This is a genomic window from Pseudomonas sp. GW456-L12 (genome assembly GCF_059424045.1).
The window spans coordinates 118,441-135,954 of sequence record NZ_JBWKZA010000014.1; the positions used below are offsets into that span (position 1 = coordinate 118,441).

The window sequence follows — 17,514 nt, forward strand, 5'->3', positions numbered from 1 at the left end:
CTTTATAGGTGCTGATTCTCATGATTAATGCGAATCAATTGCATTGGCTATAACGAGACGAACGACCGACAGCGATCGCGTAAAAATAAATGCGCTTTAGTTGAGGATGACCAGCGCCGGGAATTCCTGCAGGCGCGCCGAGGTGATGTGAGCCAGGGAGCGCACCACGTCCAGCGGTTGGTCGAGGCGGTAATTGCCGGTGACCGCGACATCGGCCAGGCGCTCGTTGTTGTTGACGATCCAGCCCGGGTAATACCGACGCAATTCGGCCAGCACCTGGTTCAGCGGGCAGTTCTCGAACACCAGCCGGCCCTGGACCCAGGCCAGGTCCTTGTCGAGGTCGAGCTTGGCCGGGCGGTCGAAACCGTTGGGGCCGATGCGGATGCTTTCGCCGGCCGACAGGCGCACCCGGGCATCGTCGTGGGTGGCGCGCAGGTCGACATCGCCGCGCTGCACCCGCACCTGGGCCACGCCGTCCAGGTAACGCACGGCGAAGGCGGTGTCGCGCACGCTGGCGCGTACCGGGCCGGCGTCGAGTTCCAGCGGCTGGCCGCGGCTGGCGGGGATCTCGAAGAAGGCTTCGCCCTGGTACAGGCGGGCCACGCGCTGGCGCTCGTCGATGCTGCTGGAGAAGGCCGAGTTGGTGTTGAGCAGGACTTTCGAGCCGTCCTCCAGTTGCAGGCGCTGGCGCTCGCCGACCACGGTCAGGTGATCGGCCTGCAGGCGCAGGGGCAGGTTGCTGAAACTGAACAAACCGAGGATCAGCACCGCCGCGGTCGCCAGGGGCCGCCAGTGCGGACGCAGGCGCGACAGCAGGCTGAGCTTGGGTTTTTGCGTGTCCAGGTTTTGCGCGCAGCGCACCACTTGCGGACCGTTCCAGATCGCCTGGGCCTTGTCGAAGGCTGCGCTGTGCAGGGGCGAGGCGTTCAACCAGTCATGGAATTGCCGGGTCTGCTCGGGGCTCGGGTTCTCCAGCAGGATCAGCCAGTCCAGGGCCTGGTCCATGGCCTGATCCGCAGTACGGCGAGTGGCTGTTTCCCCGTCCTGGGCGGTCGGCTGGGTGCGGTGGATGTCCGTCACGGGTGTTCCTCGGCTGTGTCTGTGCACGGCTGTTTTTTAGATGGAGAGCGCAGGGCGGTCAAGGGTAGCAAAGGGCTGCGGCTGACGCCCGTCCGGCTGGGCCTCAATGACCGTTCAAGCGCTCGGCGACGCCGATACAGATGGCCATGATCAGCTTCAGTTCCTTTTGCACGGTGCTCTGGGAGACCTCGAGCTTCTCGGCGATTTCCAGGTAGCTGTGGCCGTGCAGGCGGCTGAGGATGAAGATCTGCTGTTGGCGCGGGCTGAGTTGGGCAAGGCTCATGTTCAGGCGTTCCAGCAACTGTTCGGCATGGGCGGCATCCTCGGCGCTGCTCAGGGGCGCGGCCACGCTTTCGACCACGTCCACCGGCACGTCTTCGAGCAGGGTGCGGGCTTGGATGCGTCGCGCGCGCAGATGGTCGAGCGCCAGGTTGCGGGCGGTCTGGAAGACGAAGGGTTCGAGGTGCTCGATGGCCCGTTCGCTCAGGGCCCGGGTCACCCGCAGGTAGGTTTCCTGCAGCAGGTCCTCGGCGGTGCTGTGGTTGTTGACCATCCGCTCCAGCGTGCGCAGCAGCGAAACGCGCTGGGTGAGAAAGACGTGATTGAAGCGGGATTGGCTCACAACAGGACCTGGCTGATTTTTTCAGCAGATGATAATGCTTATCATCTACGTCGAAGGTCAAGCCCTGAGTGAATCATCGACGCCCGGAGAGGTAGGCCGGGTAGTCCGGAATCCGGTAGTTGTGCGCCTGCTCCATCAGCGGGCTGCTGAGCAGGTAGTCGGCGCTGCATTCGTTGCAGGCCACGGGAATGTTCCAGACCGCCGCGACCCGTAGCAGGGCCTTGATGTCCGGATCGTGGGGCTGGGGTTCGAAGGGGTCCCAGAAGAACACCAGCATGTCCACCCGCTGCTCGGCGATCCGCGCGCCGAGTTGCTGGTCGCCGCCCAGGGGGCCGCTGATCATGCTTTCCACCGGCAGGCCGAGGCGCTGGTGCAGCAACTGGCCGGTGGTGCCGGTGGCCAGCAGGTCGTGCTCGGCGAGCCGGTCTTTCTGTCGCTCGGCCCAGTCGAGGAGGAAACTCTTGCAATGGTCGTGGGCCACCAGGGCGATGCGCTTGCGCGCCGCCATGCTGGCCTGGGTGAAGCTGATACCGATCATCGGTGGTGGCTCCGGGAGGGAGAGAGTCTGCAGGAGCTGCCGAGGCTGCGATCTTTGCGCGCTTGAACCTCGAATGTGAAGATCAAAAGATCGCAGCCTGCGGCAGCTCCCGCGCCGCAGGCCGTGGGTTTACTCGGCGCTGCACAGGGCCAGGCAGTTATCCAGCATGCGGTTGGAGAAGCCCCACTCGTTGTCGTACCAGGCCAGGACCTTGAGCAGCTTGCCGCCGCTGACCTTGGTGTGATTGGCGTCGAAGATCGACGACAGCGGGTTGTGGTTGAAGTCGCTGGAAACCAGCGGCAGGCTGTTGTAGCCGAGGATCTTCGAGTGCTGGCTGGCGCTCTTGAGCAGGGCGTTGACCTCCTCGGCGGTGGTGTTGCGCTTGAGCTGCACGGTCAGGTCCACCAGCGATACGTTGATCACCGGGACGCGCACCGCCATGCCGGTCAGCTTGCCCGCCAGCTCCGGCAGCACCAGGCCCACGGCTTCGGCCGCGCCGGTCTTGCTCGGGATCATGTTCTGGGTGGCCGAGCGGGCGCGGTACGGATCGCTGTGGTAGACGTCGGTCAGGTTCTGGTCGTTGGTGTAGGCGTGGATGGTGGTCATCAGCCCGCTTTCGATGCCCAGCTCGCGGTTCAGCACCTGGGCCACCGGCGCCAGGCAATTGGTGGTGCACGAAGCGTTGGAAATGATCTGGTGCGACTGGCGCAGAATGTCGTGGTTCACGCCATACACCACGGTGGCGTCGGCGCCTTTGGCCGGGGCGGAAATAATCACTTTGCGGGCGCCGGCGCTGAGATGGGCGGCGGCCTTGGCACGGTCGGTGAACAGGCCGGTGCATTCGAATACTACGTCAATCTTCTCGGCGGCCCAGGGCAGTTCGGCCGGATTGCGGATGGCGCTGACGGCGATCCGGTCGCCGTTGACGGTCAGGCTTTCCTGATCGTGCTGCACCTCGGCATCGAAGGTGCCGTGGACGGTGTCGTATTTGAGCAGGTGGGCATTGATCGAGCTATCACCCAGATCGTTGATGGCGACGATCTGCAGATCCTGACGATAGCCTTGGGTATAAAGTGCGCGCAGGACGTTGCGGCCGATGCGGCCAAAACCATTGATTGCGATTCGTAGAGTCATTAGAAAAGCGCCTGCCGTAGTTTTGTTGTTGGAATTACAAGATTATTCGCAAAAAAATAGAAAACAAGCCTTTTTGATGGCAATATTTTGTTTTATCTACAACGAGTGACCTGAATCAACTGGTCCAAATGGTCAAGAAACCCTCTGCCATCCCCTGTGCCGCGGGCGTTTTGACCAGCATAGACAAACAGGTCGCCACATCCGTTAGCCTGGAGTTCTACACATGCATCCCCGCGTTCTTGAGGTCACCGAACGGCTTGTCGCCCGCAGTCGCGCCACTCGCGAGGCTTACCTCGCCCTGATCCGCGGCGCCGCCAGCGATGGCCCGCAACGGGGCAAGCTGCAGTGTGCGAACTTCGCCCACGGCGTTGCCGGCTGCGGCTCGGAAGACAAGCACAGCCTGCGCATGATGAATGCCGCCAACGTGGCAATTGTTTCGTCATATAACGACATGCTCTCGGCGCACCAGCCGTATGAGCACTTTCCCGAACAGATCAAGAAGGCCCTGCGCGAGATGGGCTCGGTCGGCCAGTTCGCCGGCGGCACCCCCGCCATGTGCGATGGCGTGACCCAGGGCGAGGCCGGCATGGAGCTGAGCCTGCCGAGCCGCGAGGTGATCGCGCTGTCCACCGCGGTGGCCTTGTCCCACAACATGTTCGACGCCGCGCTGATGCTCGGCATCTGCGACAAGATCGTCCCGGGCCTGATGATGGGCGCGCTGCGCTTCGGCCACCTGCCGACCATCTTCGTCCCGGGCGGGCCGATGCCTTCGGGCATTTCCAACAAGGAAAAGGCCGACGTGCGCCAGCGTTACGCCGAGGGCAAGGCGACCCGCGAAGAGCTGCTGGAATCGGAGATGAAGTCCTACCACAGCCCGGGCACCTGCACCTTCTACGGCACAGCCAACACCAACCAGCTGCTGATGGAAGTCATGGGCCTGCACTTGCCGGGCGCGTCCTTCGTCAACCCTTACACGCCACTGCGCGATGCCCTGACCCATGAGGCGGCGCAGCAGGTCACCCGCCTGACCGCGCAGAGCGGCAACTTCACGCCGATCGGCGAGATCGTCGACGAGCGTTCGCTGGTCAACTCCATCGTTGCCCTGCACGCCACTGGCGGTTCGACCAACCACACCCTGCACATGCCGGCGATCGCTCAGGCCGCGGGCATCCAGCTGACCTGGCAGGACATGGCCGACCTCTCCGAGGTGGTGCCGACCCTGTCCCACGTCTATCCGAACGGCAAGGCCGACATCAACCACTTCCAGGCCGCGGGTGGCATGGCGTTCCTGATCCGCGAACTGCTGGAAGCCGGCCTGCTCCACGAAGACGTCAACACCGTGGCCGGCCGTGGCCTGAGCCGCTACACCCAGGAACCCTTCCTGGACAACGGCAAGCTGGTGTGGCGCGACGGCCCGATCGAAAGCCTCGACGAAAACATCCTGCGCCCGGTGGCCCGCGCGTTCTCGCCGGAAGGCGGCCTGCGGGTGATGGAAGGCAACCTCGGTCGCGGGGTGATGAAAGTCTCCGCCGTGGCGCTGCAGCACCAGATCGTCGAAGCGCCGGCGGTGGTGTTCCAGGACCAGCAGGACCTGGCCGATGCGTTCAAGGCCGGCGAGCTGGAGAAAGACTTCGTGGCGGTGATGCGCTTCCAGGGCCCGCGCTCCAACGGCATGCCGGAACTGCACAAGATGACGCCGTTCCTCGGCGTGTTGCAGGACCGCGGCTTCAAGGTCGCGCTGGTCACCGACGGGCGCATGTCCGGGGCCTCGGGCAAGATCCCGGCGGCGATCCACGTCAGCCCGGAAGCCCAGGTCGGCGGCGCGCTGGCGCGAGTACGCGACGGCGACATCATTCGCGTGGATGGCGTAAAGGGCACGCTGGAGCTTAAGGTAGACGCCGACGAATTCGCCGCCCGCGAGCCGGCCAAGGGCCTGCTGGGCAACAACGTCGGCAGCGGCCGCGAATTGTTCGGTTTCATGCGCATGGCCTTCAGCTCGGCGGAGCAGGGCGCCAGCGCCTTTACCTCTGCCCTGGAGAACCTTAAGTGAAGTTAGCGCTGGTCGGTGACATTGGTGGAACCAATGCGCGTTTTGCGTTGTGGAAAGACCAGCGCCTGGAGTCGATCCAGGTGCTGGCGACGGCGGACCACGCCAGCCCGGAAGAAGCCATCGGCGTCTACCTGGGCGGTCTCGGCCTGGCGCCGGGTGCGATCGGCGCGGTGTGCCTGTCGGTGGCCGGCCCGGTCGGCGGCGACGAATTTCGTTTTACCAACAACCACTGGCGCCTGAGCCGCAAGGCCTTCTGCCAGACCTTGCAGGTCGATGAGCTGCTGCTGGTCAATGACTTCTCGGCCATGGCCCTGGGCATGACCCGCCTGCAGCCCGGCGAGTTCCGGGTGGTTTGCGAAGGCACCGCCGAGCCGTTGCGCCCGGCGGTGGTGATCGGGCCGGGCACCGGCCTGGGCGTCGGCACCCTGCTGGATCTGGGCGAAGGCCGCTGGGCCGCCTTGCCGGGCGAGGGCGGGCATGTCGACCTGCCGTTGAGCAGCCCGCGGGAAACCCAGTTGTGGCAGCACCTCTACAGCGAGATCGGCCACGTCAGCGCCGAGACCGCGCTCAGCGGCGGCGGCTTGCCCCGGGTGTACCGGGCGATCTGCGCGGTGGACGGGCACGAGCCGTTGCTCGATACCCCGGAAGCCATCACCGCCGCGGGCCTGGCCGGCGACCCCATCGCCCTGGAAGTGCTCGAGCAGTTCTGCTGCTGGCTGGGCCGGGTGGCGGGCAACAACGTGTTGACCACGGGTGGGCGCGGTGGCGTGTACATCGTTGGTGGGGTGATCCCGCGGTTCGCCGACTTTTTCGTCGAAAGCGGTTTTGCCCGTTGTTTTGCCGACAAGGGCTGCATGAGCGATTACTTCAAGGGCATTCCGGTGTGGCTGGTGACGGCGCCGTACTCGGGCCTGACCGGTGCCGGGGTGGCGCTGGAGCAGGCGTTCGCCTGATCCAGTGCACTACATCCGTAGCCGCTGCCGAGCCTGCGAGGCTGCGATAAGGCCGAAGGCCTTCAGCGATCTTTAAATCCCTGCGCCCGCTTCGTCGGAATGCCGCCCAGGTCGATCGCAGCCTCGCAGGCTCGGCAGCGGCTACAGAGCCTTGGTATCTACGTTTCGTTGATCGGTAAGGCATAATCCGGCCCCATCCATAACAACAAAGGACGGCCCGCGTGAGTTCAGTCAGTAAGTCGATCTTGTTGGTTGATGACGATCAGGAAATCCGCGAGCTGCTGGAGACCTACCTCAGTCGCGCCGGCTTCCAGGTCCGCAGCACGCCCAACGGCGCCGGCTTTCGCCAGGCGCTGAACGAGGCGCCGAGCGACCTGGTGATTCTCGACGTGATGCTGCCGGACGAAGACGGCTTCAGCCTGTGCCGCTGGATTCGCCAGCATCCGCGGGTCGGCCAGGTGCCGATCATCATGCTCACCGCCAGCTCCGACGAAGCCGACCGGGTGATCGGCCTGGAGCTGGGGGCCGACGATTACCTGGGCAAGCCCTTCAGCCCTCGCGAGTTGCAGGCGCGGATCAAGGCCCTGTTGCGCCGTGCGCAGTTCGGCCAGGAGCGCACCGGTGGCGAGGTGCTGTGCTTCGACGAATGGCGCCTGGACATGGTCAGCCACCGGCTGTTCCACAACGACGGCGAGGAAGTGATCCTCTCCGGCGCCGACTTCGCCCTGCTCAAGCTGTTCCTCGACCACCCCCAGGAAATCCTCGACCGCGACACCATCGGCAATGCCACCCGCGGCCGAGAACTGATGCCCCTGGACCGTATCGTCGACATGGCGGTCAGCCGCCTGCGCCAGCGCCTGCGCGACACCGAGAAACCGCCGCGGCTGATCCGTACCGTGCGCGGCAGCGGTTACCAGTTGGCAGCCAATGTGGTTGCCGGCAATGCTCACTGAGTGGCCGCGCAAGTTGCTGGCGCGGGTGCCGGTGCCGCGTTCGCTGCTGGGCCGGATGTTGCTGCTGACGCTGCTGGCGGTGTTGTTCGCGCAAACCTTGTCCAGCGTGATCTGGGTGTCGCAATTGCGCGCCACCCAGCTCGAAGGCCTGGTCACCAGCGCCCGCAGCCTGGCCCATTCGATGACCGCCAGCGTCAGCTACTTTCGCTCGCTGCCGGTGGCGTACCGGCCGCTGGTGCTCGACCAGTTGCGCAGCATGGGCGGCACCCGTTTTGTCGTGACCCTCAACGACAAGCCGCTGGGCATGGAAGTGCTGCCCATCACGCCACGCAAGCAGGCGGTGCTCAAGGCGGTGGAGGAAGTGCTGCGCCAATCCCTGGGTAACGACGCCTACATCTCGGTGACCTTCGTCAGCCCCGAGGACCTGCGGATTTTCAACGGCGGCTTGAAACTCGATGAGTTGCCGCGTTCCTGGGCCCACTACGCCCTGACCCTGGAACCGGTGAACCCGCCGGTGCTGGTCACCCAGATCCAGATGGCGCCGGGGGAGTGGCTGTACATCGCCTCACTGTTGCCCGAGCCCTACACCAGCCTCGAAGAGCAGGGGCTGCCGGCGCAGCAGGTGTGGTTCATCGTGCTCACCAGCGGTTTCCTGCTGCTGTTCATCGGCCTGCTGGTGCATTGGCAGAGCCGGCCGCTCAAGCGCCTGGCGCGGGCCGCGCGGGACATGTCCCTGGGCGCCGATGTGCAGCCGGTGGCCGAAGGCGGCGGTAGCGAAGTGGTGGAAGTCGGCCGGGCCTTCAATGCCATGCGCGAGCGCATCAGCCGTTACCTGACCGAACGCAGCCAGTTGTTCAGTGCGATTTCCCACGACCTGCGCACGCCCATCACCCGGCTGCGGCTGCGGGTCGAACTGCTGGAGGACGAGCAGTTGCAAACCAAGTTCGGCCGCGACCTGGATGAGCTGGAGTTGCTGGTCAAGGGCGCGCTGCAATGCGTCAAGGACACCGATATCCACGAGAACATCGAGCCGGTGGACCTCAACCAGGTGCTCGACTGCCTGGTGGAGCCTTACCTGGCGCCCAACGGCAACGGCCGCGTGACCCAGCAGGGGCGGGCGCTGGCGCCTTATCCGGGCAAGCCCCTGGCGCTCAAGCGCTGCATGGGCAACCTGATCGACAACGCGCTGAAGTACGGGCAGAACGCCCACCTGCACATCGACGACGATGCCAATGCGTTCATCCTGCATGTCGACGACGAAGGCCCGGGCGTGCCGGAGCAGCGCCTGGAGCAGGTGTTCGAGCCGCACTTTCGCCTGTCCGGCCAGCAGCAGGGCTACGGCCTGGGCCTGGGCATCGCGCGCAACATCGCCCACAGCCATGGCGGCGAGGTCAGCCTGCAGAACCTGCGCGAAGGCGGTTTGCGCGTAACCCTGTACCTGCCGCGCTCCATGGATTGATGCCTCTGTAGGAGCGAGGCTTGCCCGCGAAGCGTCGTATCTGACACGACGCGTTGTCCTTTATCGCGAGCAAGCTTCGCTCCTACGGAATCAAGGTGTTTGTCACGGCTTGGTGACATTTCCTGTGACCTTCGTTACCTGCCCGCGCGAACCCGTTGTTTAGACTCAAGGCCTTGATAAGAACAACAACAGGTTCGCCATGAACAGTATTCCACTGACGTTCAGCAGCTGGCTGAACGCTCCTGTCCATCATCAATGGCTGGCCGCCGAAGGCCAGCGCCTGCTGGGGTTCGCCCGCGCGGCACGGCTGCCCGAAGGCTTCGGCGACCTGGACGAGCGCGGGCGCCTGCCGAGCGGTGCCCGCGCCGGCACCATGAACACCGCGCGCATGACCCACAGTTTCGCCATGGCCCATATCCAGGGCATTCCCGGCTACGCCGCGCTGGTGGACCACGGCATCGCCGCGCTCAACGGTGCGCTGCACGATGGCCAGTACGGCGGCTGGTTCGCCAGCCCTGGACAGGGCGACGGCAATAGCGGCAAGGCCGCCTACCTGCATGCCTTCGTCGCCCTGGCGGCGAGTTCCGCGGTGGTGGCCGCGCGCCCCGGCGCCGAGGCCTTGCTGGCGGAGGCGATCCGGGTCATCGAAACGCATTTCTGGAGCGAGGAGGAGGGCGCGATGCGCGAGTCCTTCAACCGTGACTGGAGCGGCGAGGAGGCCTATCGCGGCGCCAACAGCAACATGCACGCCACCGAGGCGTTCCTCGCCCTGGCCGATGTCACCCAGGACCCGCGCTGGCTCAACCGTGCCCTGCACATTGTCGAGCGGGTCATCCATGAGCATGCCGCCGCCGGTGATTACCGGGTCATCGAGCATTTCGACCGGCAGTGGCAGCCGCTGCCGGATTACAACCAGGAACATCCGGCCGACGGTTTCCGCCCCTATGGCACCACCCCCGGGCACGCCTTCGAGTGGGCCCGCCTGCTGCTGCACCTGGAAGCCGCGCGCTGCCAGGCCGGCATGCTCAGCCCCGGCTGGCTGCTGCTGGATGCCCAGAAACTCTTCGAGAACGCCTGCCGTGACGCCTGGGACGTCGATGGCGCGCCGGGCATCGTCTACACCCTGGACTGGCAGCAGCGCCCCGTGGTGCGCCAGCGCTTGCACTGGACCCACGCCGAGGCCGCGGCGGCGGCCAGTGCCTTGCTGCAACGCACCGGGGAGGCGCAGTACGAAACCTGGTATCGGCGCTTCTGGGAGTTCACTGCCGAGCACTTCATCGACCCGCTGCACGGCAGCTGGCACCACGAGCTGGACAGCAGCAACAGGCCCAGCGCCGAGATCTGGGCCGGCAAGCCGGACCTGTATCACGCCTGGCAGGCGGTGCTGATTCCGCGCCTGCCCCTGGCACCGAGCATGGCATCGGCCTTGGCCGAAGTGTCTAGACTGGGCATTGTGTAACCATGTGGTGACATTCGCGCATCCCTTCGTTACCTGTGCGGGTGGGTCCCCTGTTTAGAATCCTATGCAGCGCAAGCACCAGACTTGCATGCATAACAACAAGAAAGGTACACCTCAGATGAATGCGATTTCTCGTCTAGCTGCTGTCATTTCCGTTGCCTCGTTGTTTCCCCTCAGTGCGTTCCCTCTCGTTTCCGTTGCCGCCGATGCCAAAGGTTCCGTGGAAGTCGTCCATTGGTGGACTTCCGGCGGTGAAAAAGCGGCGGTCGATGTGCTCAAGGCCCAAGTCGAAAAAGACGGTTTCACCTGGAAAGACGGCGCAGTCGCCGGCGGTGGCGGTGCCACGGCCATGACCGTGCTGAAAAGCCGCGCCGTGTCCGGCAACCCGCCGGGCGTTGCCCAGATCAAGGGCCCGGACATCCAGGAGTGGGGCAGCACCGGCCTGCTCAGCACCGACGCGCTGAAAGACGTGGCCAAGTCGGAAAACTGGGACGGTCTGCTTTCCAAGAAAGTCTCCGACACCGTGAAGTACGAAGGTGATTATGTCGCCGTGCCGGTGAACATCCACCGCGTCAACTGGCTGTGGATCAACCCGGAAGTCTTCAAGAAGGCCGGGATCGACAAGGCCCCGACCACCCTCGAAGAATTCTATGCCGCCGGCGACAAGCTCAAGGCCGCCGGCTTCATCGCCCTGGCCCACGGCGGCCAGCCATGGCAGGACAGCACCGTGTTCGAAGACGTGGTGCTCTCGGTCATGGGCGCCGATGGCTACAAGAAAGCCCTGGTCGACCTGGACCAGAAGACCCTCGCCGGCCCGGAGATGACCAAGGCCTTCACCGAGCTGAAGAAAGTCACCGGCTACATGGACCCGAACCGCGCCGGGCGTGACTGGAACATCGCTGCCGCCGACGTCATCAACGGCAAGGCCGGCATGCAGATGATGGGCGACTGGGCCAAGAGCGAGTGGACCGCGGCGAAGAAAGTCGCCGGCAAGGACTACCAGTGCGTGGCCTTCCCGGGCACCGACAAAGCCTTCACCTACAACATCGACTCCCTGGCGGTGTTCAAGCTCAAGGCCGATCGCAAGGGCGATATCGCCGCGCAGCAGGACCTGGCCAAGGTCGCCCTGGGCAAGGACTTCCAGAAGGTCTTCAGCATCAACAAGGGTTCGATCCCGGTGCGCACCGACATGCTCAACGACATGGCCGCGCAAGGCTTCGACTCCTGCGCCCAGGCGGCGGCCAAGGACTTCCTGGCCGATGACAAGACCGGCGGCCTGCAACCGAGCATGGCGCACAACATGGCCACCTCCCTGGCCGTGCAGGGCGCGATCTTCGATGTGGTGACCAACTTCATGAACGACAAGGACGCGGACCCGGCCAAGGCCAGTGCGCAGCTGGCGTCGGCGGTCAAGGCTGCTCAGTAACTCCGAATGCCGCAGGCCTGCCTGCGGCGATTTATCTGACGGCTCTTTCCCCTGTAGGAGCAAGCTTGCTCGCGATGACTGCATGACATTCGACAGAGGTGTCGGCAGTCGGATCGCTATCGCGAGCAAGCTCGCTCCTACAGGGGGCGTGTCGGACCTCACTTCTTCAATTGGATTATCCCGATGAGCTCTGTGGCGGTTTTCAGCAAAGCCTCACCGTTCGACGCGCTGCAGCGCTGGCTCCCCAAGTTGGTCCTGGCGCCAAGCATGCTGATCGTCCTGGTCGGTTTTTACGGTTACATCATCTGGACGTTCATTCTGTCCTTCACCAATTCCAGCTTCATGCCGAGCTACAAGTGGGTCGGCCTGCAGCAATACATGCGCCTGATGGACAACGACCGCTGGTGGGTGGCGAGCAAGAACCTGGCGCTGTTCGGCGGCATGTTCATCGGCATCAGCCTGGTGCTCGGCGTGTTCCTGGCGGTGCTGCTGGACCAGCGCATCCGCAGGGAAGGCTTTATCCGCACCGTCTACCTGTACCCGATGGCGCTGTCGATGATCGTCACCGGCACCGCCTGGAAGTGGCTGCTCAACCCTGGCCTGGGCCTGGACAAGATGCTGCGTGACTGGGGCTGGGAAGGCTTCCGCCTGGACTGGCTGGTGGATCAGGACCGCGTGGTGTACTGCCTGGTGATCGCCGCCGTGTGGCAGGCCTCCGGCTTTGTCATGGCGATGTTCCTCGCCGGCTTGCGCGGCGTCGACCAGTCGATCATCCGCGCCGCCCAGGTCGATGGCGCGAGCCTGCCGACCATCTACCTGAAGATCGTCCTGCCGAGCCTGCGCCCAGTGTTCTTCAGCGCCTTCATGATCCTCGCGCACATCGCGATCAAGAGCTTCGACCTGGTGGCGGCAATGACCGCCGGCGGCCCTGGCTATTCGTCCGACCTGCCAGCGATGTTCATGTATTCCTTCACCTTCAGCCGTGGGCAGATGGGCATAGGTTCGGCCAGCGCCATGCTGATGCTGGGCGCGGTGCTGACCATCCTGGTGCCGTACCTGTACTCCGAACTGCGAGGCAAACGCCATGACTAACCAGCTCGGAAAACCTGCGCTGAACTTCAGCCGCATCGCCATCTACGCCACCCTGCTGCTGGCCGCGGCGGTGTACCTGGTGCCGCTGGTGGTGATGCTGCTCACCAGCTTCAAGACCCCGGAAGACATCCGCACCGGCAACCTGCTGAGCTGGCCGGCCGTGATCGACGGCATCGGCTGGATCAAGGCCTGGGACACCGTGGGCGGCTACTTCTGGAACTCGGTGAAGATCACCGTGCCGGCGGTGATCATCTCGACCTTCGTCGGTGCCATGAACGGCTACGTGCTGTCGATGTGGCGCTTCCGTGGTTCGCAGCTGTTCTTCGGCCTGCTGCTGTTCGGCTGCTTCCTGCCGTTCCAGACCGTGCTGCTGCCGGCGTCCTTCACCCTCGGCAAGTTCGGCCTGGCCAACACCACCAGCGGCCTGGTGCTGGTGCACGTGGTCTACGGGCTGGCGTTCACCACGTTGTTCTTCCGCAACTACTACGTGAGCATCCCGGATGCCCTGGTCAAGGCCGCGCGCCTGGACGGCGCGGGCTTCTTCACCATCTTCGGCAAGATCCTGCTGCCGATGTCGGTGCCGATCGTCATGGTCTGCCTGATCTGGCAGTTCACCCAGATCTGGAACGATTTCCTGTTCGGCGTGGTGTTCGCCAGCGGCGATGCGCAACCGATCACCGTGGCCTTGAACAACCTGGTCAACACCAGCACCGGGACCAAGGAATACAACGTTGATATGGCGGCGGCGATGATCGCCGGGCTGCCGACACTGCTGGTCTACATATTCGCTGGCAAGTATTTCCTGCGTGGGCTGACGTCCGGCGCGGTCAAGGGGTAAAAGATGGCAACTCTCGAATTACGCAACGTCAACAAGACCTATGGCAGCGGCTTGCCGGACACCCTGAAGAACATCGAACTGAAGATCGATGACGGTGAGTTCCTGATTCTCGTGGGGCCCTCGGGCTGCGGCAAATCCACCCTGATGAACTGCATCGCCGGCCTGGAAAACATCAGCGGCGGGGCGATCCTGGTGGACGACGCCGACATCAGCGGCATGAGCCCGAAAGACCGCGACATCGCCATGGTGTTCCAGTCCTACGCGCTGTACCCGACCATGAGCGTGCGCGACAACATCGCCTTCGGCCTGAAGATCCGCAAGATGCCGGCCGCCGAGATCGACGAGGAAGTGGCGCGGGTGGCCAAGCTGCTGCAGATCGAACACCTGCTCAGCCGCAAGCCCGGCCAGCTGTCCGGCGGCCAGCAACAGCGCGTGGCCATGGGCCGGGCCCTGGCGCGGCGGCCGAAGATCTACCTGTTCGACGAACCGCTGTCCAACCTCGACGCCAAGCTGCGGGTCGAGATGCGCACCGAAATGAAACTGATGCACCAGCGCCTGAAAACCACCACGGTCTACGTCACCCACGACCAGATCGAAGCCATGACCCTGGGCGACAAGGTGGCGGTGATGAAGGACGGCATCATCCAGCAGTTCGGTACCCCGAAACAGATCTACAACGACCCGGCCAACCTGTTCGTGGCCAGCTTCATCGGCTCGCCGCCGATGAACTTCATCCCCCTGCGCCTGCAGCGCAAGGACGGCCGCCTGCTGGCCCTGCTGGACAGCGGCCAGGCCCGTTGCGAGCTGCCTTTGGGCATGCAGGACGCCGGCCTGGAAGACCGGGAAGTGATCCTCGGCATTCGTCCGGAGCAGATCAGCCTGGCGAACGGCGAGGGCAACGGCCTGCCGACCCTGCGCGCCGAGGTCCAGGTCACCGAGCCGACCGGTCCCGACACCCTGGTGTTCGTCAACCTCAACGGCACCAAGGTCTGCTGCCGCCTGGCGCCGGATGTGGCGCCGCAGGTCGGCGAAACCCTGACCCTGCAATTCGATCCGGCCAAGGTTCTGCTGTTCGATGCCAAGAGTGGCGAGCGCCTGGGTGTTGCGGCCCCTGCGCAGGCCGAAACCCACGCCAGCAACGTGGCGCAGTTCAAGGGGCGTTGAAGCCCGCGTTATTGGAGCAAGGACATACCGAATGCGCGGCGGATGGCCTGTCATCTGTCGCATCAGGTGTAAACCGCGTTAGAGAAAAACAGTTAATAACAATAAAGACGAGGATGTAGGGATGAAAAAGAAGAGCACCAATGCACGCTTGATCTGCCAGTTGTCAGCGATTGCGGCAATGACCCTGGCCGGTAGCGCGCACGCTGACGAAGCGTTCAGCGCCGATTCGAAATGGATGACCGGCGACTGGGGTGGCGAGCGGACCAAGCTGCTCGAGAAAGGGATCGACATCAAGGCCGATTACGTTGGCGAAATGGGCGCCAACCTGCACGGCGGCTACAACGACGACAAGACCGGGCGCTACAGCGACCAGTTTGGCCTGGGCGTGGCCCTGGACCTGGAAAAACTCTGGGGCTGGGACAACACCCAGGCGAAGATCCAGCTGACCAACCGTAACGGCCAGAACATCTCCAACGACCGTATCGGCGACCCGCGTGCCGGCACCCTGAGTTCCTCCCAGGAAGTCTACGGCCGTGGCCACATGGTGCGTCTGACCCAATTGTGGATCCAGCACCAGTTCCTCGACGGCAAGCTCGACGTCAAGGCCGGTTACTTCGGCGAAGGCGAAGACTTCAACACCTTCCCCTGCGACTTCCAGAACCTGGCGTTCTGCGGCTCCCAGGTGGGCAACTGGGCGACCAACATCTGGTACAACTGGCCGGTCAGCCAGGCGGCACTGCGGGTGAAGTACCACATCACCCCTGAGCTGTACGCGCAGATCGGCGCGTACAACCAGAACCCGTCGCAACTGGAACACGGCAACGGCTTCAAGCTCAGCGGCAGCGGTACCAAGGGCACTGTCCTGCCGGTCGAGCTGGTCTGGTCGCCGAAGGTCAACAACCTGCCGGGCGAATACCGCGTCGGTTACTACAAGAGCACCGCCGATGCCAGCGACGTGCGCGAGGACGTCAATGGCCAGGACGCCGCGGTCACCCGCGACAGCTATCGCGTGCACAGCAGCAAGCACGGCTACTGGTTCGTCGGGCAGCAGCAACTCACCACCCACAACGGCGATGCGACCCGCGGTCTGAACATCGCGGCCAACGCCACGTTCCACGACAAGGACACCAACTTCATCGACAACTACCAGTCGCTGATGCTGGTGTACAAGGGCCCGTTCGACGCACGTCCGAAGGATGACGTCGGCATTGGTTTCGCCCGTATCCATGTCAACGACGACGTGAAGAAAAACGCCCAGTTGCTCAATGACACCAACGGCGTCAGCAACTACGACGATCCGCTGTTCTCGCCGATCCGCGAGACTGAGTACAACTACGAAATCAACTACGGCTTCCATGTCACCAACTGGCTGACCGTGCGTCCCAACCTGCAGTACATCACCCATCCAGGCGGTGTGGATGAAGTCGACAACGCCCTGGTGGCCGGCCTGAAAATTCAGTCGGTGTTCTAAGGTCTGTACGAAAAGTCGGCGAGCGAAGGTCAGGCAAGGCAAAAACAGGCGAGGAAGCGGAGTTTAGGGGCCTAAATGAGCATTCCGAGCCTGTTTTTAACGCAGCATGACCGAGCGCAGCCACTTTTCGTACAGAGCTTAACGCTGTTGCGATAAGCTCCTCCTCTATGTGCGCATTTTTGCGGATGGCCTTGGCTATCCGCTTTTTTTTGGGGACGAACCCGTTCCCTGTAGCCGCTGCCGCAGGCTGCGATAAGGCCGCAGGCCTTCAGCGATCTTGAGGACGCTACGGCCGTTCCGGCCGATCGCAGCCTGCGGCAGCGGCTACAGGAGCTTGCGCAGCATGATGACTATCAGGACAGCAATGATCTTCAGGACCGTGGCCCATGCATGAGCATCCGCTACAACGCTTTTTCAAATCCTTGCGCGAGCGCCCGACCTTCGCCTGGGAGCGCTATCAGATGCGCGATGTGCTGGTGATCGACCATCCGCTGTGCCAGGCGGTGTTCAGTCGCCAGGGCGCGCAGCTCCTGCACTTTCAGCCGACCGGGCAGAAGCCCTGGCTGTGGTGCGCGGCGAAGTGGCCGCAGGTCGGGGCGATCCGTGGCGGGGTGCCGGTGTGCTGGCCCTGGTACGGCCGTCACCCGAGCGAAAACGCCTGGCCGTCCCATGGCTGGGCCCGGCTGATCGACTGGAAGCTGCTCGATAGCCGCAGCGATGACGAGGGCGTGTACCTGCACTGGCAGTTGCAGCTGTGCGACTGGCAGGTCGACCTGCACGCGCACCTGGGCGAAAGCCTGGACCTGCGCCTGAGCACCGAGCACCAGGACAGCCTGCCGTGCCAGCTGAGCCAGGCTTTGCACGCCTACTGGCGTATTGGTGACGTCGGTGAGGTAGCGCTGTCTGGGCTTGATGGCGCCGAGGGTTACGACCAGTTGAGCCGCCAGGCGTGTCGGCAAACAGGCGAGCTACGGGTCGATGGCGGCTGCCAGCGGGTGTTCCAGCACGAGGGCGAATTGCAGCTCAAGGATCACGCCTGGCAGCGCGAATTGCGCATCGACACCGGCGACACCGCCGACACCGTGGTCTGGCATCCGGGCAGCCGGCCGCTGCTGGGGGTGAGCTGGAACGAGGTGTCCGGGTTTGTCTGCGTCGAGGCGGCGGCGGGCGGCACCGACAGCCTGTGCCTGGCGCCGGGGGAGCGGGCGCATCTGAGCCTGCAGGCGCGGGCGGGGGCGTAGTGGCGGGTTGGCGGCATGGCTGCTGCCGTCATCG

General features: G+C 64.1%; 15 protein-coding genes. 11 read left to right on the plus strand and 4 right to left on the minus strand.

The features are described 5' to 3' along the window. Positions 1-96: 96 nt before the first annotated feature. The 4 genes from AC07Y9_RS18765 to gap form a co-directional block, all read right to left on the minus strand. Entirely contained in the window at positions 97-1,080 is a 984-nt protein-coding gene (locus tag AC07Y9_RS18765) for a FecR family protein (protein WP_102678989.1), read from the minus strand. Between the two features lie 103 nt (positions 1,081-1,183). Beyond that, complete coding sequence (locus AC07Y9_RS18770; protein WP_053262364.1) at positions 1,184-1,702, minus strand: RNA polymerase sigma factor; 519 nt, start codon at positions 1,700-1,702, stop codon at positions 1,184-1,186. A gap of 73 nt (positions 1,703-1,775) precedes the next feature. Further along, on the minus strand, positions 1,776-2,240 hold the full coding sequence (locus tag AC07Y9_RS18775) for a methylglyoxal synthase (protein WP_102678988.1): 465 nt from the start codon (positions 2,238-2,240) through the stop codon (positions 1,776-1,778). A gap of 129 nt (positions 2,241-2,369) precedes the next feature. Continuing rightward, positions 2,370-3,374 carry a type I glyceraldehyde-3-phosphate dehydrogenase gene (gene gap, locus AC07Y9_RS18780; protein WP_007926310.1) on the minus strand — a complete coding sequence of 335 codons (1,005 nt, stop codon included), beginning with the start codon at positions 3,372-3,374 and terminating at the stop codon, positions 2,370-2,372. A gap of 223 nt (positions 3,375-3,597) precedes the next feature. On the opposite strand from gap, the gene edd reads away from it, so the two are divergent. From edd to AC07Y9_RS18835, 11 genes are all read left to right on the plus strand, one after another. After that, a complete protein-coding gene (gene edd / locus AC07Y9_RS18785; protein WP_087090301.1) occupies positions 3,598-5,424 on the plus strand; it encodes a phosphogluconate dehydratase in 1,827 nt (608 codons plus the stop codon). Next, a complete protein-coding gene (locus AC07Y9_RS18790; RefSeq protein WP_102678987.1) occupies positions 5,421-6,377 on the plus strand; it encodes a glucokinase in 957 nt (318 codons plus the stop codon). Before edd ends, AC07Y9_RS18790 begins: the two co-directional genes overlap by 4 nt. 221 nt (positions 6,378-6,598) lie before the next feature. Then, on the plus strand, positions 6,599-7,330 hold the full coding sequence (locus tag AC07Y9_RS18795) for a response regulator (RefSeq protein ID WP_087090306.1): 732 nt from the start codon (positions 6,599-6,601) through the stop codon (positions 7,328-7,330). Positions 7,331-7,361: 31 nt separating this feature from the next. After that, on the plus strand, positions 7,362-8,789 hold the full coding sequence (locus AC07Y9_RS18800) for an ATP-binding protein (RefSeq protein ID WP_202949040.1): 1,428 nt from the start codon (positions 7,362-7,364) through the stop codon (positions 8,787-8,789). A gap of 199 nt (positions 8,790-8,988) precedes the next feature. Next, entirely contained in the window at positions 8,989-10,248 is a 1,260-nt protein-coding gene (locus AC07Y9_RS18805; RefSeq protein ID WP_102678986.1) for a D-mannose isomerase, read from the plus strand. Between the two features lie 118 nt (positions 10,249-10,366). Next, positions 10,367-11,674, plus strand: a complete 1,308-nt coding sequence (locus tag AC07Y9_RS18810; protein WP_007926323.1) for an ABC transporter substrate-binding protein — start codon at positions 10,367-10,369, stop codon at positions 11,672-11,674. A gap of 183 nt (positions 11,675-11,857) precedes the next feature. Continuing rightward, a complete protein-coding gene (locus AC07Y9_RS18815) occupies positions 11,858-12,766 on the plus strand; it encodes a carbohydrate ABC transporter permease (protein WP_007926330.1) in 909 nt (302 codons plus the stop codon). Beyond that, entirely contained in the window at positions 12,759-13,604 is an 846-nt protein-coding gene (locus AC07Y9_RS18820) for a carbohydrate ABC transporter permease (protein WP_007926331.1), read from the plus strand. The genes AC07Y9_RS18815 and AC07Y9_RS18820 overlap by 8 nt, the downstream gene beginning before the upstream one ends. Positions 13,605-13,607: 3 nt before the next feature. Beyond that, the gene (locus AC07Y9_RS18825; protein ID WP_102678985.1) at positions 13,608-14,768 is read left to right on the plus strand and encodes an ABC transporter ATP-binding protein; all 1,161 of its coding nucleotides are present in this window, start codon (positions 13,608-13,610) and stop codon (positions 14,766-14,768) included. 121 nt (positions 14,769-14,889) lie between these two features. Beyond that, positions 14,890-16,239 (plus strand): carbohydrate porin, encoded by a 1,350-nt coding sequence (locus AC07Y9_RS18830; RefSeq protein ID WP_009050403.1) that lies wholly within the window; start codon positions 14,890-14,892, stop codon positions 16,237-16,239. A gap of 386 nt (positions 16,240-16,625) precedes the next feature. Then, entirely contained in the window at positions 16,626-17,480 is an 855-nt protein-coding gene (locus tag AC07Y9_RS18835; protein ID WP_007921951.1) for a D-hexose-6-phosphate mutarotase, read from the plus strand. Positions 17,481-17,514: the final 34 nt, after the last annotated feature.